This window comes from Methylorubrum populi, from assembly GCA_036946625.1.
Classification (GTDB): domain Bacteria; phylum Pseudomonadota; class Alphaproteobacteria; order Rhizobiales; family Beijerinckiaceae; genus Methylobacterium; species Methylobacterium populi_C.
This window is the reverse complement of sequence record JAQIIU010000002.1, coordinates 23,640-47,292: the sequence shown is the minus strand read 5'-3', so window position 1 is coordinate 47,292 and position 23,653 is coordinate 23,640. Positions and strand designations below refer to the sequence as shown.

19 protein-coding genes, 2 tRNA genes and 5 pseudogenes are annotated in these 23,653 nt (G+C 66.2%); 15 read left to right on the top strand and 11 right to left on the bottom strand.

Going from position 1 to position 23,653, the window contains the following annotated elements:
- Positions 1 to 108 precede the first annotated feature (108 nt).
- Positions 109 to 573, bottom strand: a pseudogene (locus PGN25_01860) (IS3 family transposase).
- Between the two features lie 327 nt (positions 574 to 900).
- On the opposite strand from PGN25_01860, the gene PGN25_01855 reads away from it, so the two are divergent.
- Positions 901 to 1,962, top strand: coding sequence for a transposase (locus tag PGN25_01855; GenBank protein ID MEH3116380.1), 1,062 nt, complete (start codon positions 901 to 903; stop codon positions 1,960 to 1,962).
- A gap of 17 nt (positions 1,963 to 1,979) precedes the next feature.
- Here the strand turns inward: PGN25_01855 and PGN25_01850 are convergent.
- Positions 1,980 to 2,671, bottom strand: a pseudogene (locus PGN25_01850) (IS3 family transposase).
- Positions 2,646 to 3,131, bottom strand: a pseudogene (locus PGN25_01845) (phosphatase). The pseudogenes PGN25_01850 and PGN25_01845 overlap by 26 nt, the downstream one beginning before the upstream one ends.
- Positions 3,132 to 3,151: 20 nt before the next feature.
- On the opposite strand from PGN25_01845, the gene PGN25_01840 reads away from it, so the two are divergent.
- From PGN25_01840 to PGN25_01830, 3 genes are all read left to right on the top strand, one after another.
- Complete coding sequence (locus PGN25_01840) at positions 3,152 to 3,580, top strand: hypothetical protein (GenBank protein ID MEH3116379.1); 429 nt, start codon at positions 3,152 to 3,154, stop codon at positions 3,578 to 3,580.
- Between the two features lie 530 nt (positions 3,581 to 4,110).
- The gene (locus PGN25_01835) at positions 4,111 to 4,446 is read left to right on the top strand and encodes an MbcA/ParS/Xre antitoxin family protein (protein ID MEH3116378.1); all 336 of its coding nucleotides are present in this window, start codon (positions 4,111 to 4,113) and stop codon (positions 4,444 to 4,446) included.
- Positions 4,446 to 5,165 carry an RES family NAD+ phosphorylase gene (locus PGN25_01830; GenBank protein ID MEH3116377.1) on the top strand — a complete coding sequence of 240 codons (720 nt, stop codon included), beginning with the start codon at positions 4,446 to 4,448 and terminating at the stop codon, positions 5,163 to 5,165. The genes PGN25_01835 and PGN25_01830 overlap by 1 nt, the downstream gene beginning before the upstream one ends.
- Positions 5,166 to 5,328: 163 nt before the next feature.
- Here PGN25_01830 and PGN25_01825 read toward each other — a convergent pair.
- Positions 5,329 to 5,431: transfer RNA gene (locus PGN25_01825), tRNA-OTHER, on the bottom strand.
- A gap of 132 nt (positions 5,432 to 5,563) precedes the next feature.
- Here PGN25_01825 and PGN25_01820 point away from each other — a divergent pair.
- From PGN25_01820 to PGN25_01810, 3 genes are all read left to right on the top strand, one after another.
- Positions 5,564 to 6,901, top strand: coding sequence for a site-specific integrase (locus PGN25_01820; GenBank protein MEH3116376.1), 1,338 nt, complete (start codon positions 5,564 to 5,566; stop codon positions 6,899 to 6,901).
- A gap of 191 nt (positions 6,902 to 7,092) precedes the next feature.
- Positions 7,093 to 8,892: an N-6 DNA methylase gene (locus tag PGN25_01815; protein ID MEH3116375.1), complete on the top strand. Its 1,800-nt coding sequence runs from the start codon at positions 7,093 to 7,095 to the stop codon at positions 8,890 to 8,892.
- A complete protein-coding gene (locus tag PGN25_01810; protein ID MEH3116374.1) occupies positions 8,889 to 9,965 on the top strand; it encodes a BsuBI/PstI family type II restriction endonuclease in 1,077 nt (358 codons plus the stop codon). Before PGN25_01815 ends, PGN25_01810 begins: the two co-directional genes overlap by 4 nt.
- Before the next feature lie 63 nt (positions 9,966 to 10,028).
- Here PGN25_01810 and PGN25_01805 read toward each other — a convergent pair whose 3' ends face one another.
- Genes PGN25_01805 through PGN25_01790 form a run of 4 tightly spaced genes read right to left on the bottom strand, consistent with a single transcriptional unit; the run spans position 10,029 to position 13,337 of the window.
- Positions 10,029 to 11,402 (bottom strand): helicase-related protein, encoded by a 1,374-nt coding sequence (locus PGN25_01805; GenBank protein MEH3116373.1) that lies wholly within the window; start codon positions 11,400 to 11,402, stop codon positions 10,029 to 10,031.
- Positions 11,392 to 12,153 (bottom strand): DEAD/DEAH box helicase, encoded by a 762-nt coding sequence (locus PGN25_01800; GenBank protein MEH3116372.1) that lies wholly within the window; start codon positions 12,151 to 12,153, stop codon positions 11,392 to 11,394. The genes PGN25_01805 and PGN25_01800 overlap by 11 nt, the downstream gene beginning before the upstream one ends.
- Positions 12,150 to 13,001: a DUF1837 domain-containing protein gene (locus tag PGN25_01795; GenBank protein ID MEH3116371.1), complete on the bottom strand. Its 852-nt coding sequence runs from the start codon at positions 12,999 to 13,001 to the stop codon at positions 12,150 to 12,152. Before PGN25_01795 ends, PGN25_01800 begins: the two co-directional genes overlap by 4 nt.
- A 27-nt stretch (positions 13,002 to 13,028) precedes the next feature.
- Positions 13,029 to 13,337: a DCL family protein gene (locus PGN25_01790; GenBank protein ID MEH3116370.1), complete on the bottom strand. Its 309-nt coding sequence runs from the start codon at positions 13,335 to 13,337 to the stop codon at positions 13,029 to 13,031.
- Between the two features lie 670 nt (positions 13,338 to 14,007).
- Between PGN25_01790 and PGN25_01785 the strand changes: the two genes are divergently transcribed.
- The 3 genes and pseudogenes from PGN25_01785 to PGN25_01775 all read left to right on the top strand — a co-directional run bounded on the left by PGN25_01785 (position 14,008) and on the right by PGN25_01775 (position 14,656).
- Entirely contained in the window at positions 14,008 to 14,244 is a 237-nt protein-coding gene (locus tag PGN25_01785; protein MEH3116369.1) for a hypothetical protein, read from the top strand.
- Positions 14,213 to 14,428 (top strand): annotated as a pseudogene (locus PGN25_01780) (conjugal transfer protein TraI). The gene PGN25_01785 and the pseudogene PGN25_01780 overlap by 32 nt, the downstream one beginning before the upstream one ends.
- Positions 14,429 to 14,431: 3 nt before the next feature.
- Entirely contained in the window at positions 14,432 to 14,656 is a 225-nt protein-coding gene (locus PGN25_01775; protein ID MEH3116368.1) for a DUF2274 domain-containing protein, read from the top strand.
- Here PGN25_01775 and PGN25_01770 read toward each other — a convergent pair.
- Both PGN25_01770 and PGN25_01765 read right to left on the bottom strand, forming a co-directional pair.
- On the bottom strand, positions 14,604 to 15,590 hold the full coding sequence (locus tag PGN25_01770; protein MEH3116367.1) for a LysR family transcriptional regulator: 987 nt from the start codon (positions 15,588 to 15,590) through the stop codon (positions 14,604 to 14,606). The genes PGN25_01775 and PGN25_01770 overlap by 53 nt on opposite strands.
- Positions 15,591 to 15,629: 39 nt before the next feature.
- Positions 15,630 to 17,093 (bottom strand): MFS transporter, encoded by a 1,464-nt coding sequence (locus PGN25_01765; protein ID MEH3116366.1) that lies wholly within the window; start codon positions 17,091 to 17,093, stop codon positions 15,630 to 15,632.
- Between the two features lie 119 nt (positions 17,094 to 17,212).
- On the opposite strand from PGN25_01765, the gene PGN25_01760 reads away from it, so the two are divergent.
- A complete protein-coding gene (locus PGN25_01760) occupies positions 17,213 to 17,815 on the top strand; it encodes a TetR/AcrR family transcriptional regulator (GenBank protein MEH3116365.1) in 603 nt (200 codons plus the stop codon).
- Between the two features lie 9 nt (positions 17,816 to 17,824).
- A pseudogene (locus PGN25_01755) lies at positions 17,825 to 18,007 on the top strand (helix-turn-helix domain-containing protein).
- A gap of 234 nt (positions 18,008 to 18,241) precedes the next feature.
- Here the strand turns inward: PGN25_01755 and PGN25_01750 are convergent.
- Positions 18,242 to 18,318 (bottom strand) — tRNA-Arg (locus tag PGN25_01750).
- A 328-nt stretch (positions 18,319 to 18,646) separates the two neighbouring features.
- On the opposite strand from PGN25_01750, the gene PGN25_01745 reads away from it, so the two are divergent.
- Genes PGN25_01745 through PGN25_01735 form a run of 3 tightly spaced genes read left to right on the top strand, consistent with a single transcriptional unit; the run spans position 18,647 to position 23,628 of the window.
- Complete coding sequence (locus PGN25_01745; GenBank protein ID MEH3116364.1) at positions 18,647 to 19,705, top strand: DUF559 domain-containing protein; 1,059 nt, start codon at positions 18,647 to 18,649, stop codon at positions 19,703 to 19,705.
- 3 nt (positions 19,706 to 19,708) lie between these two features.
- Positions 19,709 to 20,386 carry a hypothetical protein gene (locus PGN25_01740; protein ID MEH3116363.1) on the top strand — a complete coding sequence of 226 codons (678 nt, stop codon included), beginning with the start codon at positions 19,709 to 19,711 and terminating at the stop codon, positions 20,384 to 20,386.
- Positions 20,383 to 23,628, top strand: coding sequence for an ATP-binding protein (locus tag PGN25_01735; protein MEH3116362.1), 3,246 nt, complete (start codon positions 20,383 to 20,385; stop codon positions 23,626 to 23,628). Before PGN25_01740 ends, PGN25_01735 begins: the two co-directional genes overlap by 4 nt.
- Positions 23,629 to 23,653: the final 25 nt, after the last annotated feature.

The following is a 23,653-nucleotide window of genomic DNA, read 5'->3' as shown; positions in this document are numbered from 1 at the left end:
GCCGTAATGAGGCGGAGGAAGCTTACATCGTACGGTTGGCTCTGGGCGAGGACCTCGCGAGCGAGCCGTTTACGCGCCTGGCCTGCTGCCGGTTTGGTGGACGCCGGCCTAAGCTAGTTTGGCTCGGTTTTCGAACTCGACGGGGCTGAGGTAGCCGAGCGTCGAGTGCCGCCGTGCCGCATTGTAGAAGCGCTCGATGTAATCGAACACGTCCGCTCGCGCCTCGTCCCGCGTGCGGTAGGTTCGCCGGACCGTTCGCTCGGTCTTCAGCGACGAGAAGAAGCTCTCCATCGCCGCGTTGTCCCAGACGTTGCCCGACCGACTCATCGAGCAGACGATGCCGTGCTCGGCCATCAGCCGCTGGAACGGCTCGCTCGTGTACTGACTGCCCTGGTCGGAGTGATGCAGCAGCGCGTCCGGCCTGCCCCTGCGCCAGACCGCCATAACGAGCGCGTCCGCCACGAGTTGCGCCGTCATGCTCGCCTGCATCGACCAGCCGACCACGCGGCGCGAGAACAGGTCGATCACGGCCGCGACGTAGAGCCAGCCCTCCGCCGTCCAGATGTAGGTGAGATACTGTCGGCGAATCAGATGGTCGGGGGTGTTGGCACGGAGGTGCGCGATGAGCCTGCGACCGGAACCGATCGGCGCGATCCCCGTCGAGACGGCGCGCGTGGCGCGCGCGGCTTTCCCCAAAGGGACGGTCGCGACGCGGTTGCGCGATGAGTTCAGCGCCCTCTACCAGGACGAGGACTTCCGCGATCTCTATCCGACCCGCGGCCAGCCCGGTCTTGCGCCCTGGCGGCTGGCCCTGGTCACGGTCCTCCAGTTCTCCGAGCACCTGAGCGACCGTCAAGCGGCCGACGCCGACCGGTCTGGTTCGAGCGCTATGGACGCCGGGTGGAGGACTATCGCCTGCCCAGGGCTCGGACGGAACGCGAGGCACTCGCTCTTGCGATCGGTACGGACGGGTTTGCCCTACTCGAAGCGCTGGACGCGCCGGCGGCACCGCCTGAGGTGCGGGCCGTGCCGATGGTGGGAACGCTGCGCGATGTATGGCGAGTGCATTATGCCCGCGAGGGAAGCGGGCCGCCACGGTGGCGCAGCGGCGCCGAGTTGCCGCCGGTCGGCGAGCGACTGCAGTCTCCCTACGACCCGGAGGTCCACTACAGCACCAAGCGGCAGATGGAATGGTCGGGTTACAAGGTACACGTCACCGAAGTCTGCGATGCGGACGCGGCCCATCTGATCACAAACGTGATGACCTGTCCGGCGATGCAGCCGGACATGGCGAGCACGGCCGCGATCCACGAGCAGCTGGCGGCAAAGAACCTTCTGCCGGCCGAGCACTTCGTGGATGCCGGCTACGTCGATGCGGGACTGCTGGTCGGTAGCCGACGCGACCATGACGTCGCGTTGGAAGGGCCGGTCCGCGCCATGCCGAGGCGGGCGACGCAGGCTGAGCAGACCTATGAACAGCGCCACTTCGCAATCGACTGGGAAGGCGAGCGGGTCACCTGTCCCCAGGGCAAGACGTCAGTGACGTGGCGCGCTACCCGCGACGAGGTCGGTGCCCCGCGCTTCCAGGCGGTGTTCAGCCGGACCGATTGCGGCGCCTGCGCGACGCGAGCGCTTTGCACCGCGTCGAAGGAGGCGCGCCGCTCCGTCTACTTCCTGCCGCGCCCGGAATACGAGGCGCTGAACGCCGCTCGAGACCGGATGCAGGATCCAGCCTGGAAGCAGCGGTATCGCATCCGCGCCGGGATCGAAGGCACGCTCTCGCAGGGCGTGCGGGCCTTCGGACTACGCAGGAGCCGATACATCGGCCAAGCCAGGACCGGACTGCAGCAGGTGTGCGTGGCCGCAGCGATGAACGCCGCGCGGGTCGTACACTGGTTGGCGGCAGTGCCGCGAGCCAGGACGCGCACGACACGCTTCGCAGCCTTGGCACAGGCCGCCTGATTCGCCGACAGTATCTAGGTGAAGTCGGCGATCCACTTCCGGTTCGGCCCATCGGCCGCGAACTGCCGCTCCAGGAGGTTGGCGGCCGCCGCAGCCCGCACGCCCTCGTCCTTCGGCAACCCGCGCCGTCGCCGCGGACGAGCTCGCATCGCGTTCTCGCGCATGATCCGCTCAATGCGGTGCAGGCCGCACGCCACGCCCTCGGCCAGCACGTCGTGCCAGACCCGCCTCGCGCCGTAGGTGCGGTCGCTGCCCACGAAGCTCGTGTGCACCTTGGTCAGGATCGCCGCGTCGTCACGGGCACGCTGGCTGGGGGATCGAGTGAGCCAAGCGTGGAAGCCGGAACGGGAGACGTTCAGCGCCGCGCACATCCAGGCCACCGGCCAGACCGTCCGGTGCTTGGCGATGAAGGCGAACCTCATAGCACGTCCCGCGCGAAGAACGCGGTGGCCTTTTTTAGGATATCACGCTCCGCCCGCAGCCGGGAGACCTCCTTGCACAGCCGGTCGATCTCGGCCTGCTCGGGCCGCATCTGCCCGTGGCCGGGGAAGGCGTGCTGCGGATCGGCCGCAGCCTGCTTCACCCAGCGGTGCAGCACCGTCTCGTGCACGTCGAGGTCGCGGGCCGCTTGGGCGACGCTCACCCCGCGCTCCCGGATCAGCCGAACCGCCTCGACCTTGAACTCACGTCCGAACTTGCGCCGCTGCATCCTGTACCTCCGGTCTCATCATCACACCCAAACCGGGTGTCCGTGAAACCGGCAGCAGGCCAATCCGGGTTCGGCCGACACGGTAGTCGGCGGCTTGGTGGACATGACCGTGGACCCACAGGTCCGGCCCCCGCGCGTGGATCAGGTCGCGTAGGTCGGACGCGTAGCACCAGCCTAGCTCGGCGTACGGGCCCGGCAGGCTGTCGGGGTGGGGGCATGGTGGGTCACGACGACAGTCGGGCCGTCGTGCTCCGCCGCCAGCGTCGCCTCCAGGAACGCGCGCGTGGTCCGGTGCAGGGCGAGGATCTCGCCCGGCTCGATCCGGTGCCGCGAACGAGGTCCGTTCCGGATCCGGCGGTAGTCGTTCATGCCTCCGCGTCCCTGGGGCCGCGCGCATGGTGGCGTGCAGCCCGAACGGCCCGAGCCGGAAGTCGGTCCAGAGCGTGCCGCCGAGGTAACGCGCGCGAGCACAGCAATCGCGTGACTGTCCGTTCGATCTTCCGGCGCGAGCTCCAGCGGCTCTTCCCCGGCGGCCTCCGGCGCGCCGGGGGACCGGTGAACCTGGTGGACATCGAGCTCCCCAAGTTCGATGCCCTCGTAGAGATCAACAGCCTCGCGGCGACGCACGTGCGCGAGATCGCGGCCGAGGTCGTCTCTGCTTACATCGAGCACAGCCGGCTGCTGCAGAACGACGACGATCCGCCGTATGCTGTCGGCCCGGTCGCGATCAATCCGTCCGACGCGGTCACGTTCGCCAATGCGCTCCACGGTCACTACAGCGGGCTGAACAACCTGGAGCTCGACATCGCCCGAGCGCTCGACCGGACGCAGCGGGTCTGGTGCCGTAACCCGGAAGGGTCCGGCTACTTCATCCCACTGCTGGACCGAGGGTCGACCGCGACCTTCTGACCGGACTTTCTCGTTTGGATCGATCGCACCGTCGTGGCGATAGATACTAAGGGTGACCATCTGCTCTCGGAGGATAGTCGGCGTAAGCTCTTCGACATCGACTCTACGGGGGAACGAGCGCGGATTGCTTTACGCCTCATATCGGCAGGACAGTGGAACATTGCCCAGACGGGTCAGATCGGCAAACATGGGGCTGATGGCTATACCGTCTGGCGGTGGGGCTCGGGACGTCTTCAAGCGCTCGGAACCGATGATGCGAGGATGGCCGTTGAAACTGCGTTGACAATCTGAGCGCCCGCTCCGGGCTCAGCGTGTCGAGGGTTACCCGCTCCCGTTGGTTTGTGCCTGCGACTGCTCACCCAGCCTTGTAGGTCGAGGACGACGTAGCGACCAACGCATGTGTTGCCAACTGGCGGCATAATGGAATATCTATGCCAGATGAGGAGTCGGACGTGACTGTTGCTGTCCTGCTTGACACCCGACCGCGAGACTTCGCGCCGGAACCAATCAGCCCCGAAGAGGCTGCCGCTATGTTCCGCGCCGTCGTCAACCTGTTCAGGCGCTGGGAACTGACCGACGAGCAAGCGGCGACGCTGCTCGATCTGCCGATCCGAACCTATGCCCGCTGGAAGGCGGGGGAGCAGGGTCGAATCAACCGAGACACGCGGGCTCGGCTCTCTAACCTCATGGGCATCCACAAGGCGCTCCGCATTATCTTCAGCGAGGCTGACCGCGGCTACCGCTGGATCCGGGCAAGGAATAACAGCTTCGGCGGCCGCTCTGCGCTCGACGTGATGCTCGGCGGCGAACTGACCGACCTCATGCGTGTGCGCCGCCTGCTCGATGCCGAGCGCGGCGGCTGGTGATCGACCATGGAGCGGTTCCGGTCACGCCGGTCGCGTGGGCTGGAGCGCGTCGGATTATTCGCAGCCTCTATCCGCCGATCGACCTGTTCGAGGACATCGCCGACCCGGAAGACTGGCCGCTGCTCATCTCGGCCGAGCAGAAGACGAGCCCCCGGCTGATGGAGACGATCGGCAACCTCGACCTTGTTCCGGCCGCCCGCCGCGTGGGTGGTCCTGGCGCGAGCTACCTGATGGCGCCGTTCACGCACGTGAGCCCCGACCGTCCGAGCCGCTTCACCAACGGCGGCTACGGCGTGCTCTACGCGGCCGACCGCTTCGAGACGGCGCTCGCCGAGACCATCCACCACCACGAGCGCTTCATGGAAAGCACGGCCGAGCCGGAGGGCTGGACATCGCAGTTCCGCGAGATCGTTCTCGACGTGGACCTGCGGGCACACGATCTGCGCGGCGATCCGGCTCGCTTCGGCGAAGCGCTGACGCCGGACAGCTACGTTGAGAGCCAAGCGTTGGCAGCCGACCTGCGCGCGGCCGGCTCGGACGGCATCGCTTATCCGAGTTGCCGCCAGCCGGGGGGCGAGTGCGTCGCGCTGTTCTACCCCGACCTGGCGGCGAACCCCATTCAGGGGCGGCACCTCGACTACCATTGGAACGGCGCGCGCGTCGATTTCTACCGCGAGCTGGGCAGCGGCGCCGTTTACCGCATCGAGACCGAGGCATGAGCGGCATTGCGATCAAAGCAGTACGCCACGGGGCGCCCGAACGCGCTCAAGAGCGCTGTGATTCCGGCCCAATTGGTTGCAGTGTGGTTGCAGCTGGTGGGGGAACGCCGATCTGCCACATCGGCAGATCGGCTAAGTCACTGTTCCAAATAAGAAAATTTTGCGCACCCGACAGGATTCGAACCTGTGACCTCTGCCTTCGGAGCTAGAAAAGACGGTTTTCGCCACGGTTTCTATTTGCACGCTACGGCACGCTAAACCACTGCGATGCAACATCTTTTCTTGCATCAACTCCGAAATGCGTATCCGGTCACAGCCGCGAATTTCCCTCCGAGTGCTTCCGTGGTGCTTCCGCGGAATGACCCTTGGAAGCGGCTTCGTGCCGTGGAGTATGTGAGATGGCAAAGCTCAGCAAGCGCCTCGTCGACCAGTCCGAACCGCGGTCGGCGGATTATTTCATCTGGGACGACGACCTGCCCGGTTTCGGTCTGCGCGTCTTTACCTCGGGCAAGCGCAGCTACCTCGTCCAGTATCGTTCGGCCGGACGCAGCCGCCGGTTCACGATCGGATTACACGGTGTCTGGACGCCAGAGACCGCGCGGAAGGAGGCGCGTGTCCTGCTCGGCAGGATCGCGCAGGGCGAGAACCCGGCCGAGCAGAAGAGCCTCGACACGCAGGCGATCACCGTGCGTGAGCTGTGCGAACGCTACCTCGCAGATTGCGAGCGCGGGCTGGTGTTGGGCAAGGGGCGCCGGCCCAAGCGCCCCTCGACGCTGGCGACCGATCGCAGCCGGATCAATCGCCACATCCTGCCGCTGCTCGGCAACCGGCGGGTCAAGGATCTGACCTCGACCGACATCACCCGCTTCCTGCGCGACGTGGCGGACGGCAAGACTCGCGCCGACATCAAGACCGGCAAGCACGGCCGCGCGATCGTGCGCGGCGGGATCGGCACCGGCACGCGCGGCGTCGGCCTGATCGGCGGCATTTTTACCTACGCGATCCGCGAGGGGATCATCGAGAAGAACCCGGCGCATGGCATCCGCAAGGCGGCCGACGAGGTGCGCGACCGGCGCCTGTCCGAGCAGGAATACCGGCTGCTCGGCGAAATCCTGACCGTTCGCGCCGACGACCCCCAGTTTGCGACCACCACGCGCATCATCCGCGCCATCGCCATGACCGGATGCCGGCGGAGCGAGATCATGCGCCTTCGCTCCGGCGAGGTCGATCTGGAACGGAGCTGCATCCGGCTACGCGACAGCAAGGAAGGCGCTTCGACCCGGCCGGTCGGGCTGCCGGTGATCGAACTGCTGGAGCCGCTTCTGCCCGAGGGTGACGATGACTACGTTTTCCCCGGCACCGAGGAGGGCAAGCCGCTGATCGGCTTTCCGAAGCTGTGGATCAAGCTGCTTAAGGGCTCGGCGCTGGAGGGCATCACTCCGCACGTCCTGCGCCACAGCTTCGCCAGCATCGCCAACGACCTCGGCTTCACCGAGACGACCATAGCCGCGCTGGTAGGCCACTCGCGCGGGACGATCACCAGCCGTTACATCCACACCATCGATACGGCATTGGTGATGGCCGCTGACGCCGTGGCCGGGTACATCCGAGGACTCCTGGATGGTGTCGAGTTCCGGCGAACCTCCTACGCCCTTGATCGCGCCTCGCGGCAGGCGGCGATGGACCGCCTGTTCAAGCAGACGCTCGGTGCCGTGCGGCAGGCGCAGGCGGCGTAACAATGGACGCCGGGGGTGAGCCCCCGGCGTTTTCATTGCCGATATGGCGTGCGGTGTTATCGGCTTCCCCGCATAATATACCGATGCAGCCGGCGACGATGCGCGCTGCCGTCAATCCGCTTGCGATCGGGTAGCGGCTCAGGCAGTTTCGGAACGAAAAGCGAACCGGATGTGGTCTCACGAGAATATGGATGGGTAGGCAGAACAGCGGCGTAGCACGCGAATCCGATCGCAGGCCGAACAGCCGATCCGTCGACGAGCTGCGTCGTGAACTCGCGCGCGCTCGCCCGCTGTGCCGCGCCTGGATCGAAACCGTACCCGCGTCGCGGCGCGATACGATGGCGGCGAAATTCGCGCGCCATGCGCTTGAGGCGTTCGCGGCAAGGATCGACGCGGATATCGTGCTGTCCGCCGCCCCGATCGCGCCGGCCAGACGTCTGGACCGGGCCGCCGAGCGACTTGCCGTCACGATCGGCGCGGACGCCGTCGATCTGCCGCTGGCCGAGGGGCTTCACTTCGTCACCGGACTGTATCCGCTTCTGCTGACGGCGAACAACCGCAGCGCGTTGGGGGCGTTCTATACACCACCATGCTTGACCGCCCGACTGCTCGACCAGGCGGAAGAGCAAGGCGTGGACTGGACGCAGGCGCGGGTGCTCGATCCGGCCGCTGGCGCGGGCGCTTTCCTCATCGGCACAGCCCTCCGGATACGCGAAGCACTGAAGGGGGCCGAACCGGCCTTCGTTCTGCGCCAGATGGGCGTCCGGTTGCTCGGACTGGAGATCGATCCACATGCGGCTGCGCTCGCTCAGGCGGCGATGGAGATCGTCCTTGCCGATCTGGCCAAGGCGGCGAAGCTGCCCGTCCCGAACTTCGTCCGCGTCTGCGATACGCTGGCCGAGAAGCCGAACGGCAGCTTCGACCTCGTCATCGGTAACCCGCCCTATGGCCGCGTGGCGTTGACGCCGGCGCAGCGCACCGAGTTCCGGCGCGGCCTGTTCGGTCATGCCAATCTCTACGGCGTTTTCACGGACATCGCGGTGCGCTGGGCGAAGGCCGGAGGTCTGATCGCATATCTGACCCCGACCAGCTTCCTCGCAGGACAATATTATTCGGCGCTCCGCCGCCTGCTGGCGCAGGAAGCACCGCCGATCGCAGTGGATTTCGTCCATGCCCGCAAGGGCGTCTTCGAGGACGTCCTGCAGGAGACGCTGCTCGCGGTCTATCGGAAGGGGGCGACGGCCAGCCGGGCGCAGGTCCATTATCTTCATGTCGCGAGCGAATGCGACGCCCATGTCACGCGCAACGGAACGATCGGTTTGCCCGCCGATCCGGCCGACCCGTGGCTGGCTCCGCGCTCACCCGAACATGCCGAACTTATCCGGCACGTCGAAGGCATGTCCGCGCGCCTGGCCGACTGGGGCTATTCGGTGTCGACCGGCCCACTGGTCTGGAACCGGTTCAAGGCGCAACTGCGCGACCGGGCAGGAAAGGATACCCGACCGCTCGTCTGGGCGGAGAGCGTGACCGCCGATGGCCGCTTCCTGTTTCGTGCGCTCAAGAAGAACCACGCACCCTTCTTCAAGATGGAACGGCGGGACGATTGGCTGCTGGTCGACCGGCCTTGTGTCCTGGTCCAGCGCACCACCGCCAAGGAACAGGCACGCCGGCTGATCGCGGCGGAACTGCCTGCGGACTTCGTGACGGATCACGGCGGGGTGGTCGTGGAAAATCACCTCAACATGGTCCGTGCGCACGGCGATGCGGCAGTGCCGCCCACGGTGGTGGCAGCGCTGTTGAACAGCGACGTCCTCGACCAGGTGTTCCGCTGCATGAACGGCAGCGTCGCCGTGTCAGCCTTCGAGCTGGAGGCGCTTCCCCTCCCGGATGCGTCGGCGTTGGCGCCGCTGGCCGCGATGCTTGCGGACGGTGCCGCAGCCGACACCGTGCAGGCCGAGTGCGACCGCCTCTATGGCCGGGGCACCGCATGACGCTGCCCGCCTATGTCAGCCGCGATCTGGTCGCCGAACGGCTGCCTCTGATCTTTCCCGATGGCACGCCCAACCGCACCTATTGCGTGCGCGAACTGGCGGCGAGCACGGTGTTCGCGGCTCTCTATATCGGCGCGGTCGAGGGCAGCGGACGATATCTCGGACCGGTCCATGTCTATCGGATGACGGTCGAGCAGGCCGCCCAGGCGGGCGCTGCGGATCGCGAAGGATATGCTGCGGCGGTTCTCAAGAAGACGGTGCAGGTGCCGGGGCAACGCTGGTATGCCGACAACACCCGCGAACCCATCCGGGACGAGACGTTGCGGGACGGGCTGGTCGCGATCGGTGCCGTGACCCGCCGGGAAGACCTTCCGACCACGTCAGGGCTGCCCCGCTACGCATTGAAGGCCGATTTCGCAGCACTGTTCGATCCGCTGCTTCAGGGAACGGCGCTCGAACAGTCGATCGCTGGGTTTCAGGCGACCCATCTCAGCAAGAGCGCGCTCGCGCGCGTGACGATCATGCGCTCGGGGGCTGCCGCCACCGCCTCCGGTGTCCTCGTCACGTTTCCGAACGGCGAGACGCGGCAGCTCGCTCCCGGTCCAAGCTCGTTCATCGCCAAGGCCGTGGTGGAGGTTTTCGCCAAGCGCTTTCTCGAAGCGCCGGCCGTGTTGTGGCTGAGCGAGAGCGGCAACAAGGTCGTCGTGCGCGACGACCAGCTCGCCAGTGCGATCGGCCTGAAGATCGAGGCCGACAAGAATCTGCCGGACCTGATCCTCGCCGATCTCGGTCCGAAGGAACCCTTGATCGTTTTCATTGAGGTGGTGGCGACCGATGGAGCCGTCACGCCGCGCCGGCAGGATGCGCTGTATGCATTAACGGACGCCGCAGGGTTCGAGCGTCGCAATGTCGCCTTCCTGACTGCCTATCAGGATCGTCAGTCGGCCGGGTTCAAGAAGACGGTCGCGCAATTGGCATGGCGAAGCTTCGCGTGGTTCGCCTCCGAGCCGGATAACATCATCGCACTTCGTGACGAACGTGATGGCACAGATTATCGGCTGACGATGGATTGAACTGATGGTTCGAGGGTACGCCGTCGCGTGGATCAGCCTTCAGATCCGGAAGCTGTCGTGCAATTATAGCGTTGATTTTACTTCATCAAGCAGGTTTTTTTCGAATGTACTGAGCCGCAATTGACTTGTATCGAGCCGCCGTAGCACGGCGATAACCGCGTCGAGATCGCTGGCGGCCGGAAGCAGTGCCTCAAGACGGGCGACAAGCTGGAGCGGCAACCCATACTCGTCGAGCGCTGCCAACGCCGGCGGCAGCATAAGATTTTCAACCCTGACCGCGAACGATGCGTAGCTGCCTACAGGAAGACCCAACCGGCTGAATACCTCAGCCTGGATGCGCTCCAGCGCCGTAAGGGCGCGTGGAAAATGAAAGGACGCCCAGTTCCGCAAGAACTCCAAGGCATTCTCTACACGGTCGCTCGGGTCAGAGGGCGCCCGAGAATTCGTCGTATGAGCCTGCGCTTGAATGAATCCAGTCGCCCCCAGTTGCCGGAGCTGGGTGATAAGGAAAGCGAGTTGCCGATCGTTGCGCACCACGTCACGGGTGACACCTGCCAGCAAGGTCTCGAACAGTAAATTGCAGACCTTGTAGATTTGGTCATTCGACGGCTCCCCGCGCCAGGACAGCGCAGGATGAAGCTCACGAGCATGCAAGCGAATATGGCGGGCAAGGTTAATCTGTTGCTGAGGATCGACGTGAGCATTCGCACGGATTGTCTCCATGCTGAGATCGAATTGCCCCTTCAGCTTGTTGACACGCCGCAGGCTGTCACCGCCCAGATCGTCCTCGTCGAGTTGAACGAGCAGTCCGTCCGATGCCGCATCCATTTGACTGAACGCTGGAAAGTCAACGTCGAGAAGGTCCGCCTGCGGTGGCGAATGGAACAGATGGACCGTACCGACGAAGTGCCTGAACATGCGGCCGGAGCGCCCTAGGATGTTCCGGTAGGTGAAGTAGTCAAACGGTTTCTTCGAAATCTTGTTGTCGTAAATGACAACGTGCTTCGCTGCCGTGTTCACACCCTCGATCAGTGTGGACGTACAAATCAGAAACTTGAGCGCACCAGAATTGAACAGACGCACCTGAAGTTGGGCCAACGCCCGCGGCAGCCGGCCGTGGTGAACGCCGATGCCGTGTGCCAGAGATCGTGCCACGATCCAGTCAGGGTGGAAATGACGCCCGACCCAATCGACCACATCGTTCAACTCTGGCGCGGGTGGCGATACCTCACGCTCGACCATCAGTTGGGCCACACGACGCACGCTGCCCGGTGACTGACAGTATATCAACGTCGATCCGTCCAACTCCTTGGTCAGACGAACCAGTGCCTCGCGAGCACCTCCGGTCTGGTCTACCCGCCGCACGTCACTGGCCACCGTGACGAAGTCGCTGACTATGAGCCTCGCTTCGAACCGATCCTGGAAGTCAGTTGGCACGGTCCGGATATTGGGGCCAAGAAGATAACTGCCGAGTCGTCTTCAAAAGCTTGTAAAAGGCATGGTTCAGAATTGCAGCGCGGTCGGCACCGCCGCCGCTCGGGTCCAGTTTGTAGAACTCGTCGATAATGAACAGGTCGAGGCTTTCGAGGTCCTCGCGTTCGATCACGCGCTCCTGCGTCAGAACGTAGATCGTGCCGCGTTTCGGATCTGCCGGCTGCGATGCGTGTGTGACGATCTTGTATGCATCCCCGAAGCGGGAAAGTCGCTTGCGAGTCTCGTCGATGAGGGCGATCGTCGGAACGACCAGCGCAACACGCCTGAATTTGCCCGATGCGATCAGCGCATCGATGACCAAGCTCTTGCCGAAGCTGGTTGGAGCGCTGAGGATGACATTCTCGCCATCGACAAGTCTCCAGTAAACCTGTGCTTGCACGCGATGAAAGACCATACCGGCATCGGCCAACCGTCCGTCTGGGCGATGAAACTCGAACGCCAATCGATCTCGCGTCGAAAGCTCATTCGGCTCGGCATATGGATACAGCCCCGTTTCGCGCAGAAGCGCATTAAGAAACGAAGAGCAGGCCGCGAAGTCCTCGCGGTGTTCAAGGGCTCGAATCAGGAGCGATTGCGCAACAGGATCTTCTGGCTTCTCGCCCAGCATTCGCGCGATTGCCTGCAAGATGGCGAAAGCCTGCCCGGATGTACGCGACGGGGCTCTGAGGGCAGTAAGTGTTTCCTCAAGGGTCATGCCATCATGCCCTTCAGCTTCGCGTCGAAGCGCTCAAGCAGCTTGGCCTTATTGTTCATCGGCAGGAGGATCAGAATAATCCTGATTTCGCCAGGCAACTGCGCGCTCCTGAACCGCTTGTGATGCTTCTCGAACTCGGCCGTGATCGCGGCCTCGTAGATCGCGTCTGTTCGCGCGTGACCGGCTACCGTCGTGCTGTCGTAGGTCAGCAGGACTGGAATGCAGAGGCGTTCGAACACCTCGTCCATCGTCACGTTACCCGCGAGCAATCGTTCCATTGCCTGCCGGTGGGGATGGTCGTGATTGACTTTCCGCCAGATTGCGGCGAATTCGGAACGCAAGTATGGAATGCGCGTGTGCAGGTTCAACTCTTGAACCACGTCGCGCACGGCGCTCGCGACATCCTGATACAGTTTGACCTCGCCGAGCCAAAGCTCCAGCCCATCAGCCGCTTCGACCACATGGACCGCATCGAAACCTTTCACGGTGTCGTTCGGCGCATCCTTAAAGAACACCTTGCTGATCGCGGGCACCGAGCCGAATTCCTGCCTGATGATGGCATGGAGCAGGATTTCGCCAACCTCGCCACGGGTCGCGTATTTGGCCGACTTGTAGATCGTTTCGGCCGCCGCGCGGAGAGCCCGCCGCGCGTTCGCGCCCGATAAGGCGTTGAACTCCCGTTCGTTCAACGCGAATTCGGGCAACCACTCGACGATGTGCTCGGCCAACTGGTCGTAGCGCCACTCGCCCGCCTCGAAGCCCGCACAAACGCCAGCCAGTCCCGGCACATCTTGAACGCGCTTGACGACAGTCCGCAGTAGCGGCGGGGGCATGGGGGAGTTAGGCACGCGGGAGATAAATCCCGAACGGATGGCTCACTTGGCCTGCCCGCCGGCGATGCAGTGCGGGTAAGAGAAGTCCTCACCCGTGCCGTCCACGCGCACCAAGCGGAAGCACTGCGTTCCGAACTCCGCGCTCATCACCTCGAAATGATCGATACCAACTCCGACCTTCTCCTCATACTCAGCATGGCGCTTCAGCAACCCAGCAAGATCGGCCGCATCCTCGTCTGAAACCCGCTGCTTCGGCCGGTATCTATTGAGCATCGACTTGAAGAACGCGGTTGCCATCTTCTGGTTGTCAAATGATCGCGTGTCCAAAACGACTGGCTTGCCCCTCGGCATCGTTCCACTCCTCAAAAGACGTCCAGGAGAGGATGCGCTTAGCCTGTGCTTTGCGATGCCTGGCTTCCGTTTCGGTCTATCAATCCAAGAGCATAAGGCCATCCGAAGAACCTGAAAACCGGAAAGCCGAGGTTCCGACAATCCGCTTTCGGTGATGAGGGGAAGGCCTTCCCCTGCGCCCGAGCCTGCTGTCTCGGTCGACCCCTTCTGCGGGAGAAACCCGCAACGCCCCAGTCCGAGCGGTCGCCTTTGGCGAGACTTGGCTCTTTCGCTCCGCTCCGGTGCTTAGGGCTCCGCCCTCGGCGCCCTTCGGATCATCTTCCGCCCAGCTTCCTACGCCTGCGGCTTCGTGCAGCCGGTTCCCCGCGAAGACGCCCCTCCGGTTGCACACCCGGTCTCGGCGACGGCCAGAAGGTCAGGCGCGGCGCTTCGCTACGCTGACCTTCAGACCCAAAGGACAAAGCCATGACCGGCACCGCCAGCGCTCCCCGCAACACGATCTTCAACGGCGATTGCATCGATGTGATGCAGGCGTTCGACACCGGCAGCATCGACTTCATCCTGACCGACCCGCCCTACGTCACCCGCTACCATGACCGGCAGGGTCGCAGCGTCGCCAATGACGACAACGGCCGCTGGCTCAAGCCCGCCTTCGCCGAGATGCCACCGGGTGCTGAAGGACGGCGGGTTCGCGGTCAGCTTCTACGGCTGGAACAAGGTCGACCTGTTCATGGAGGCGTGGCGCGCGGCGGGCTTCCGCATCGTCGGGCATCTGGTGTTCCGCAAGCGGTATGCGTCGTCGTCGCGGTTCCTGCGCTACGAGCACGAGCAGGCGTATCTTCTCGCCAAGGGCAATCCCCGGATGCCGGCGCGGATCATCCCTGTCGGTCGGCGCGCAGGCTGGTAGCTCGGGCGAGCAGGGCGACCTCGTCCGCGCACTCCGCCAAGGCGCGTCGGACGGCATCAGTCAGACCGGCCGGCAGGTGGTCGGCCGCCAGCTCGACATCGCGCCGACGCTCACCATCCGGCCGGGTTTCCCGGTCCGCGTCATCGTCACCCGCGACCTCGTCCTCGAACCTTATCGGAACTGACACATGACGAAGCTGAAGCTCGGCCCCATCGCCGACGACAAGCCAGTGAAGGTCACGCTGGAACTGCCGGCGGAACTCCATCGCGATCTCACCGCCTATGCCGAGGTGCTCGCCCGCGACACGGGGCAGCCTGCCGCCGATCCGCTCCGCCTGATCGCGCCCATGCTGGAGCGCTTCATGGCGACCGATCGCGCGTTCGCGAAGGCGCGGCGCTCGACGGCCGGATAGGCAATACTATCGGCATTTCGATCGGCTCGATGACCTTGCGCCGGGTACGCGCCATGCTGAGCAGCCGGCGAAGGGCGGGGTTGTCGTTCTTCGCCGACCACACGGCGCTGAACGGCAGCGTCTCGCCAACAATCGGCCGATAGACCAGGCCGAGGAAGCAGGTGGACGTCGTCGCCTCGCTGGTGAGCGTAAGTCCGCGCCCGATCGCTACGAGCGACATCAAGTTGTCGCGGCCGACATTCTGCCGATACACCTCGGGATAGCGTCCGAGGTCGGAGAGGCGCTTGACCAGGAAGTCGTGGATCTCGCGTCCCGGCGCCTGCTCGCTGACGATGAACGTCTCGCCGATCAGATCCGGCCATGTGAGCGATGGCCGCTCGGCGAGAGGGTGAGCCACCGGCAGCACGGCGAACACCTGTTCCGACCAGAGCTGCGTGGTCTCGCACCCGGCGTACTCCGCCGTCCCCGTGACGAAGGCGACGTCGAGCTGGTGCAGGCGCACCGCCGCGATGTGCTCGGCCGGATGGCCATCGCTGAAATCGATCCGCACATCCGTCCGCTCCGCGTCGTAGGCCTGGAACAGGTCACAGAGAAAACCGGAGGCGAGCGAGGAGAAGATGCCGACGCGAATGTGGCCGCTCTCGCTTCGACCGATCGCGCCGACATCCTTCGCCCCGTCCCCGAGATGCTTCAATGCGGTGCGGGCTTGAAGGAGGAAGCGCTGGCCCGCTAGCGTTAGGGCGACACCGCCGTTGTGCCGCTGGAACAGCGAGGCGCCGAGCTGGTCTTCAAGGTCTCGAATACGACGGCTGACCGAGGATTCCTGCACTGCCAGCGCGATACCGGCCTTGCGGAAGCTGCCATGCTCGGCGGCAGCGAGGAAATAGCGGAGGTGGCGAAGCTCGATCGAGGAAAGCGGCTTCGCCCTCCACATGTTATTCCCCGATCATGATGGCAGGTAGGGAATCGACACTCACGTCGGCAGCTTTCGGGGGAGCCAAGCCCAGGCGGCGAGCGCTACGAGCAGCGTGATGACGCCTCCAATACCGGCGGCGGCGTGCAGTCCGGTCAGGAATGCCTGCTTGGCTTGAAAGATCGCTTCCGGCGAAATCCCAGGATGAGCCAGCGTCTCGTTGAGCGTGCCAGCCACGCCGGGACCGAAGAGCCGGAAGCAGACCGCCGCTACCGATCCGAGCAGCGAGATGCCGAGCGCGTTGCCCAGCTCGTTGCTCGTCTCGGCTATCGAGCCCGCCGCGCCGGCCCGCTCGACGGGCACGGCGGACACGGCGATCTCCGCTACGAGGCTGAACGACAGGCCGTAGCCGATACCGGCTATGACGGTCGAGGCGACGAGAACGACCGCGCCGGCTTCGACGGTGGTAAGAAGGATCAGCAGGACGCCGCAGCCGATCAGGACGTGCGTCGCCACCAGCGCCGCCTTGCGGCCGATGCGCTCGACGATCCGGCTCGTGCCGATGCAAGTGACGGTGAGCGTGATCGCACCGGGCAGCGTCAGCAACGCCGCGCCGAGCACCGGATGTCCGAGCACCGATTGCAGGTAGATGCCCGACAGATAGCCGGTAGCCGACCAAACGACGAGCGACAGCAGACCGGTGAGGATAGCTATGGCAAACACCGGATCGCGGAACAGGGCGAGCTCCAGCAACGGGTCGTCGATCCGCCTCTGACGGTCGACGAACAGCGTCAGCGCCCCGAGGCCAGCGATGCCGATCACCGCTTGAGAAGCTCCGATCCCGTAGGCGGCGGCCGTCTTCACCGACCAGACGAAGAGCAGCAGGCCGACGAAAGAGAGCAACAGGCTGGCGAGGTCGATCTTGCCGCTGCCGGTCGCCCGCACCTCTCGCAGGAAAACGGGTGCCGCGATCAGGAAGAGGAGCACGACGGGCACATTGATGAGGAAGACGACACCCCAGTCGGAGGATTGGAGCAGCAGGCCGCCGAGCACCGGGCCGATCGCGAACCCAGCCGCGAAGGTCGCCGCGAAGATACCGATCGCCTGCGCCCGCTCGCGAGGGTCGGGAAACAGCGCGCTGACGATGGCGAGGCCGGACGGGAGCAGGGTCGCGCCGCCGAGCCCCATAAGCGCCCGACATGCGATCAGCGCTGCGGGCGTTTCAGAGAAAGCCGCTCCGAGCGAGCCCAGCCCGAAGACGATGGCGCCGGCCATCATGAGCCTCAGACGCCCGTAGCGGTCGCCGATGTTGCCGAAGGCGACCAGCAGCGAGCTGACGAGGAAGCCGTAGATATCGAGGATCCAGAGCGCCTGATCCGCCGTCGGGTTTATCGCGGCCATGATGCGCGGCATCGCCAGGTAAAGGACCGATCCGTCCATCGCGACGAGCAGCACGAGGCTGAGCACGGTGAGAAGGCCGAGCCACGACCTCCTGCGAGACGATGGTATGGCGGCGTCGGTCATGGTCGGGCGTCTCCGGGCAGTGGGTGCAAGACCGCCCGTGCCGCGCGGATCGCTCCGGCGGGTTGCAGCACGGCCCTTACCTCTATATACTGAAGGTAAGTTACGATCGGTACATAGCAATGTCAACCGCGCCTGCCTCACCGCGCCGCCTTCGCCTCACGCGCGAAGACCGGTTGCAACAACTCCTCGACGTATCGTGGCGCATCATCCGCGAGGAGGGCACCGATGCCCTGACCCTCGGCCATCTCGCGGCACAGGCCGGTGTCACCAAGCCGGTGGTGTACGACCACTTCGGCACGCGGAACGGTTTGCTGGTCGCACTCTACGAGGCGTTCGACCGGCGCCAGACCGCCATCATGGATGCGGCGCTGGCCAAGAGCGTTCATACGCTTTCGGAGACGGCCGCCGTGATCGCCTCGTCCTATGTCGACTGCGTGCTCACGCAGGGGCGCGAGATCCCCGACGTGTTAGCCGCGCTCGCCGGATCGCCGGAACTGGAGGCTACGAAGCGCGCCTATCTGGTGGCCTTCATGGAAAAGTGTCGTGCCGCGCTTGCCCCTCTTACGGGAAGCGGCAAGGTGACGACCGCCGGTCTCTGGGCGATGCTAGGCGCGGCCGAGGCGCTGTCGAAAGCTGCTGCGACAGGAGAGATCACGCCTTCGCAGGCTAAGGACGAACTGAGCCGTCTGATCGTCGTAATGGCTGCTGCCGATCGTCGCTGACTCGCCTCGGCTGTCTTTGTAGAAACCGTGGGCATTGAGGCAGTACGTCGGATGCTTGAAAGCGGCGACGTCGTGCCGAAACAGGTTGCAGCCGCCTGCGGCTTCAACGAGCCGGACACGCTCAGGCGTGCCTTCCTACGGCGAGTCGGCGTCACCCCGGCTGAATATCGCAGGCGGCATTCAATCACCTGACAGGCAGGTCACGCCTGTCGATCGAGACCGACATCCGCCTAGCCAAATGGCTGGTCGGCTGACGCAACCAACATGATCGGGTCGAAGAGAAGTCGCCGATTTTATCCGGCCTCCCTCCGCCAGCCCGCGCTTCCGTGCGCGCGATCCTGCTTCCGTAGTGCTTCCGTGGCCCAAATAAGGTCGCTCGGCCGGCATGGCCGACCTTGCTAAACCACCGCAAATATGAGAGAAAAATGGCGCACCCGACAGGATTCGAACCTGTGACCTCTGCCTTCGGAGGGCAACGCTCTATCCAGCTGAGCTACGGGTGCTGACCGTGGCTCGTGAGTAGCCCAACTGGGCAGCCGACGCAACGGCGCTGATCGAGGCAATCGAAACTCATGGTCGCTCAAAGGCATGGTCGCTCAAAGGCATGGCTACGTGATACTCCTCAGGCAAAGGTCACACGTTCGAATCGTGTCGAGTGCGCGTCATGCCGCTGGACGCCCATCGAGGCACCGCTGAAGCGCTTGGAGGCGGACGGCGTGTGCGAGAGCGTCGGGCGATTGCAAAGGCCCAAGCCCTCGGAGAAGCATCAGGGCGGCCTCCACAGCACGGGCAACCTGAGGATGCGAATCCGGTAGCCAGGATCGAAAGCCTGTGCTGAACTCAGCGCACGAAGACGCCTCGACGCTCGAACGTCGGCGGTCGCCCCGGCAGCACGGTCTCAGTTTGTCATCGTCTACCCATCCCGACGCTGCGACGCGGCGGCAGACCACGGCAGACGATCTCGCCCGTGGCATCGCCCGTTTGGCTCCGGGCGAGCGCTTGGTCGTCATAGGAATTGGCCGCGAGGGCATCGGCGACCTCGTCTCGGCGGTCTCCGATCGCAGACGCAGCGCGCTGTTGGTCTCGTGCGAGGGGCCGCTCACAGCCTCCGCCCTCATCGACCGGCTTCTCGATGATCTCGCCGAACTGGCGCTCGACCACTGGCCGCGATGGCATGGCCGAGATGAGAGCGTCGATCCGCTCGCGGCAGATCCCTGGCTGAAGGCGGCCTCGAAGCGTGCCAGGCTCGGGCTCAAGCCACGCGTCCGGCGGATGGCACGTGAGCTCGAACTCGCTCAGTTGCTGGGGGCGATCGATCCTGCCGGCGTCCTTCTGGTCTGGGAGATCGATCCCGCCTCGGCGGCGCGCGCCCGTCCGGTCATCGAGGCGCTGGAATGGTGCATGCGGCATGGAGCGGCCGTGGTGACGGCGCTGACCGTGGAGCCGCCCGAGATCACTCCCTATGACCGCATCCTCTACAGCGCCTGCGAACTCGTCCGGGAAGAGCGCGCGGCGGTCGCGCGTTTCATCGCGCCGGCTGGAGCGCATCCTGCCAGCGACATCGAGCGGCGGGTCGCGGCCGCCCTGGAACGGGATGCCGACCTCGCCGGCCTGTTCGTCGGCAACGCGTCGGTGCCGGTCGGGGCCTGGGGCGCCGCGCCCCGTGTCGATCTGCTCTGCCGCGCGCATCGCGTCGTCGTGGAACTGGACGGCCCCGAGCACCGGGCCGAGCCGAAGTTCGGCAACGACCGTCACCGGGATTACGAACTGCTGACTGCCGGCTATCTCGTGCTGCGCTTGACCAACGATCAGGTCGCGGCCGACCTGCCTCTGGCGATCGAGAAGATACGCGCCGTCGTGCGCCTGCGGCGCGGCATGAACGAGGGTTGAGCGATGAGCGGGACGCCGACGCCGAAACAGGCCCTGATCCTGTGGTGTCTCCTCGGCCGGCACGGCAGCGCCCTGCAGAGCGCGCTCGTGCCGCGCATCGACAAGGCGGACCGCGAGGCCCTGATCGCCGGCCGCTATCTCGCGGCCGAGAAGCAGGGCCGCTCGCTGCTTTTGACCGTCACCGACAAAGGCTGGAACTGGGCGGGTGAGCATATGCGCGAGCCTCTGCCGCCGAGTTTTCGCGTGTTGCAGGATTGGCTGGAGCGGATGCAGGCCGATCTGGCCGCGACGGGACGGACGCTCGCCGAGCTCGTCGGGACACCATCCGAGAAGCCGGCGCCGGCCGGCCCGCCCGCTCGAACGCGCAAGCCTGCTGCCAAGGGCGCGACGTCGGGACCGAAGAAACTCGGCCCCAAGCAGCTCCGTGCCCGGATCGAGGCCGCCTATCTCGCGCTGACGGGCGGGGCGAAGGCCAAGGCCGTGCGCCTGAGTGCCCTGCGCGCCCAACTCGGCGACCTCGACCGTGCGACGGTCGATTCCGGTCTCGCCGCCATCCTGCGCGGCGACGAGACGGCGCGCCTGAGCCAGTTCAGCGATCCCAAGTCGCTGAACCCCGCCGAGCGCGAGGCGGCGTTCGGCCCGGCGGGCGAGCCCTTCCACATCATCTGGATCCAGTCATGAGCGATGCCCTCGACGCCCTGCGCCGGGTCGATTTCGACTGGGTGCGCACGCTCGACAGCATCTGGATCGACACGCCGCCGACCGGCGGCCCGAACGAGCGGCTCGCCCCGGAGATCGTCGCCGAGCTGCACCGCAAGGCTCGGGCGCCGGCCGACCGTGCCATGGGCCGCGTGCTCGTCGGCCAATCCGGCGTCGGCAAGACCCATCTCGTCGGTCGGCTCCGGCAGGAGGTTTGGCGCACGGGCGGCTGGTTCGTGCCCCTCGACGTGCTCGGCCTCACGGATTTCTGGCGCAGCGCGGCTTTGAGCTTCGTCACCGCCCTGCTGCAGACCATGCCGGACGGGCGGCGGCAGTCGGATGCGGTGCTCGCGGGCGTGGCGCGCCGCTTCGGCGTCGAGGCGCAGGTCGAGGCCGCGTTCAACACCCCGAACATCGATGCGCGCCGGATCGTCGACGTTCTGGTGCGCGCGCTCATGAGCGTGGATGCCGCCCGCGCGCTCAAGCATCTCGACGTCTTCCGCGCCCTCTGCCTGCTGCGCTCGCAGGATTTCGCCGTGGTCGGGCTCGCCCATGCCTGGCTCCAGGGCTACGAGGCCGATCCGGCGGAGCGGGCCGCTCTGGGCTTCCGGACGCCGCCGCCGGCCCCGGTCGAACTCGTGCGCGGCATGGGCTGGATCATGGCGCTCAGTGGTCCGACGCTCATCGCCGTCGATCAGATCGACGGGATCATCGAGACGAGCCGGCTCGCGGCCGAGGACGGGATCGAGGCGGAGGCCGGTCTCGCCGAGGTGCTCGCCGCGGGCCTCCTCGAGGTCCACGTCGTCTGCGACCGCAGCATGACGATGGTGACCTGCCTGCAGGAATCCTGGGAGCGCCTCGCCGCGCGCAGCCTGCAGCCGATGCTGCAGCGCTTCGCCGAGCCGACGCTTCTCGTCGGGATGAACGAGCGGGCCGCGGCCATCGCGCTCATCGCCGGCCGGTTGCAGCCGGCCTATGCGGAGGCGGGCTTCGCATCGCCATCCCCGACATGGCCGTTCAGCGAGCGCGCCATCGCCGAGGCCGCGGCCGCGGCGATGATGCCGCGCACGCTGCTGATGCGCTGCGACGCGTTCCGTCGCCGCTGCCTCGCGGCGGGGGCGGCCACGGTCTGCGACAGCCTCGTCGAAGCCTCGGAAGCCGCGGCGCCCCCGCCTCCGGCCTCCGAGTTCGACCTCGCCGCCGCGTGCGAACGGGCCGACATCGCGGGCATCCGCAGCGACGAGGACACTTGGCTCGGGCAGGTGCTCCGCGGCGCCTTCGACCTCTACGCCCTGGAGGACGACCCGGACGACGCGCTCGACGTCGCGAGCAAGGGCGAGCCCGACCAGAAGATCCCGCCGCTGCACGGCCGACTGATCTTCATCCATCGGGACGAGAACGACCGCGAGCGCCACGTCTGCTACCGGGCGCTCCAGCACCGGAACGCCATCGCGTTCCAGGCCCGCCTGCGCGCGGCGCTCACGGCCTCGGGCATCTCGGCGCGCATCCCCGACCGCGCGCTGCTGCTGGTCCGCCGCGGGCCGATGCCTGGCGGAGCCAAGACGCGGCAGCTCGTCGACGCCTTCACGGCGGCCGGCGGCCTGCTGATCGACCCCTTGGACGAGGATCTGCGAGTCTTCGTGGCCCTGCGCGATCTGCGGAGCCAGGCGCAGGCCGAGGGCGCCTCCGACCGGTTCGAGCGCTGGCTTCGCGCCGCGCAGCCGATCGTGCACACGTCCTTCTTCCGGATGGCCGGTCTCGCTCACGACCCGAGCGGCGAAGCCGGCTTGGCGGGCGGGGCGCCGGATGTCCCGGCCCCGGCCGACTCCGTCCGCGAAGGCGCGGCGGATGGGTCCGACGCGTCCCGCCCCGTCGCGGAGGAGACCGGTGCGCCGACGGCGCACGGCTCCGGACCCGTCACCGCGATCCGCGCCGCTTCGGGAGCGCGGACGACCGGGGCCGGATCGGATGCGATCCCGGTCGGGCATCGCCTCACGCCCGACGCATCCGGCGTCGAACTGCCGCTCCATCTGCTGCCTCGTCACACCGCGATCATCGCGGGGTCGGGCTCCGGCAAGACCGTGCTCCTGCGCCGCCTCGTGGAGGAGGCCGCGCTGGCCGGGCTTCCGGCCATCGTGATCGATCCCAACAACGACCTCTCGCGGCTCGGCGCGCCCTGGCCCGAGCGGCCGAAGGGATTCTCCGACGAGGATGACCGCAAGGCCGCCGCCTACCGGGCGCGGGTCGAGGTCGTGGTCTGGACGCCGGGCGTGCATGCCGGCAACCCGCTGTTCCTCTCCGTCCTGCCCGACTTCTCGGACCTGAGCGGGGACCGGGACGAGCGCCAGCAGGCCATCGAAATGGCGGCCGAGACCCTCGGGCCGCTCGCCGGCGCGAAGAACGCGCTCCAGCGCGGCGTGCTCGCCGATACACTGCGGCGCTTCGCGGAGCGGGACGGAGGCAACCTCGACGCTCTCATCGCCCTGCTCGGCGACCTGCCCGACGGGATCAGCCGGATCGGCCATGCCGCCCGGCTCGGGGCCGGCATGGCGGATCAGCTTCACGCCGCGGTGGCGACCAATCCGCTCCTGAAGGTGGAGGGCACGGTGCTCGACCCGCGCCACCTGTTCTTCGGGCCCGACCCGGCCCGCACCCGCATCTCGGTCGTCAACCTGTCGGGGCTCGCCTCGGAGGCGGCGCGCGAGGATTTCGTGAACCGTCTCCAGATGACGCTGTTCGGCTGGATCAAGAAGAACCCGTCGCCGCGCGGCATGCTCTACGTGGTCGACGAGGCGCAGACCTTCCTGCCCGCCCAGAAGGCCTCACCGAGCCTCGGCAGCGGCATCAAGCTGGTGGCGCAGGGCCGCAAGTACGGGCTCGGGATGATCGTGGCGACGCAGGTGCCCCGCGGCATCCACAATCAGGTCGTCTCCAACTGCACCACGCAGTTCTTCGGCCGGCAGAGTGCACCCGCGACCATCGCGGCCGCCCAGGAGATTCTGGCCGCGAGCGGGGGAGCCGCCGCCGATATCGGCAAGCTCGGCGCGGGCGAGTTCTACTTCGCGACCGAAGGTTCGGGGCGGCCGGCCAAGCTGCGCACGCCGCTCTGTCTCAGCTACCATCCGGCCAACCCGCCGACGCCCGAGGAGGTCGTCCGGCAGGCCAGGCGCTCGGCCGCCGCCGGGCGCACAGGTGAGGCTCCGACACGGATTCGAGGCGCCTGAGCGGCGCTGGGAGCATCGTCCCGAA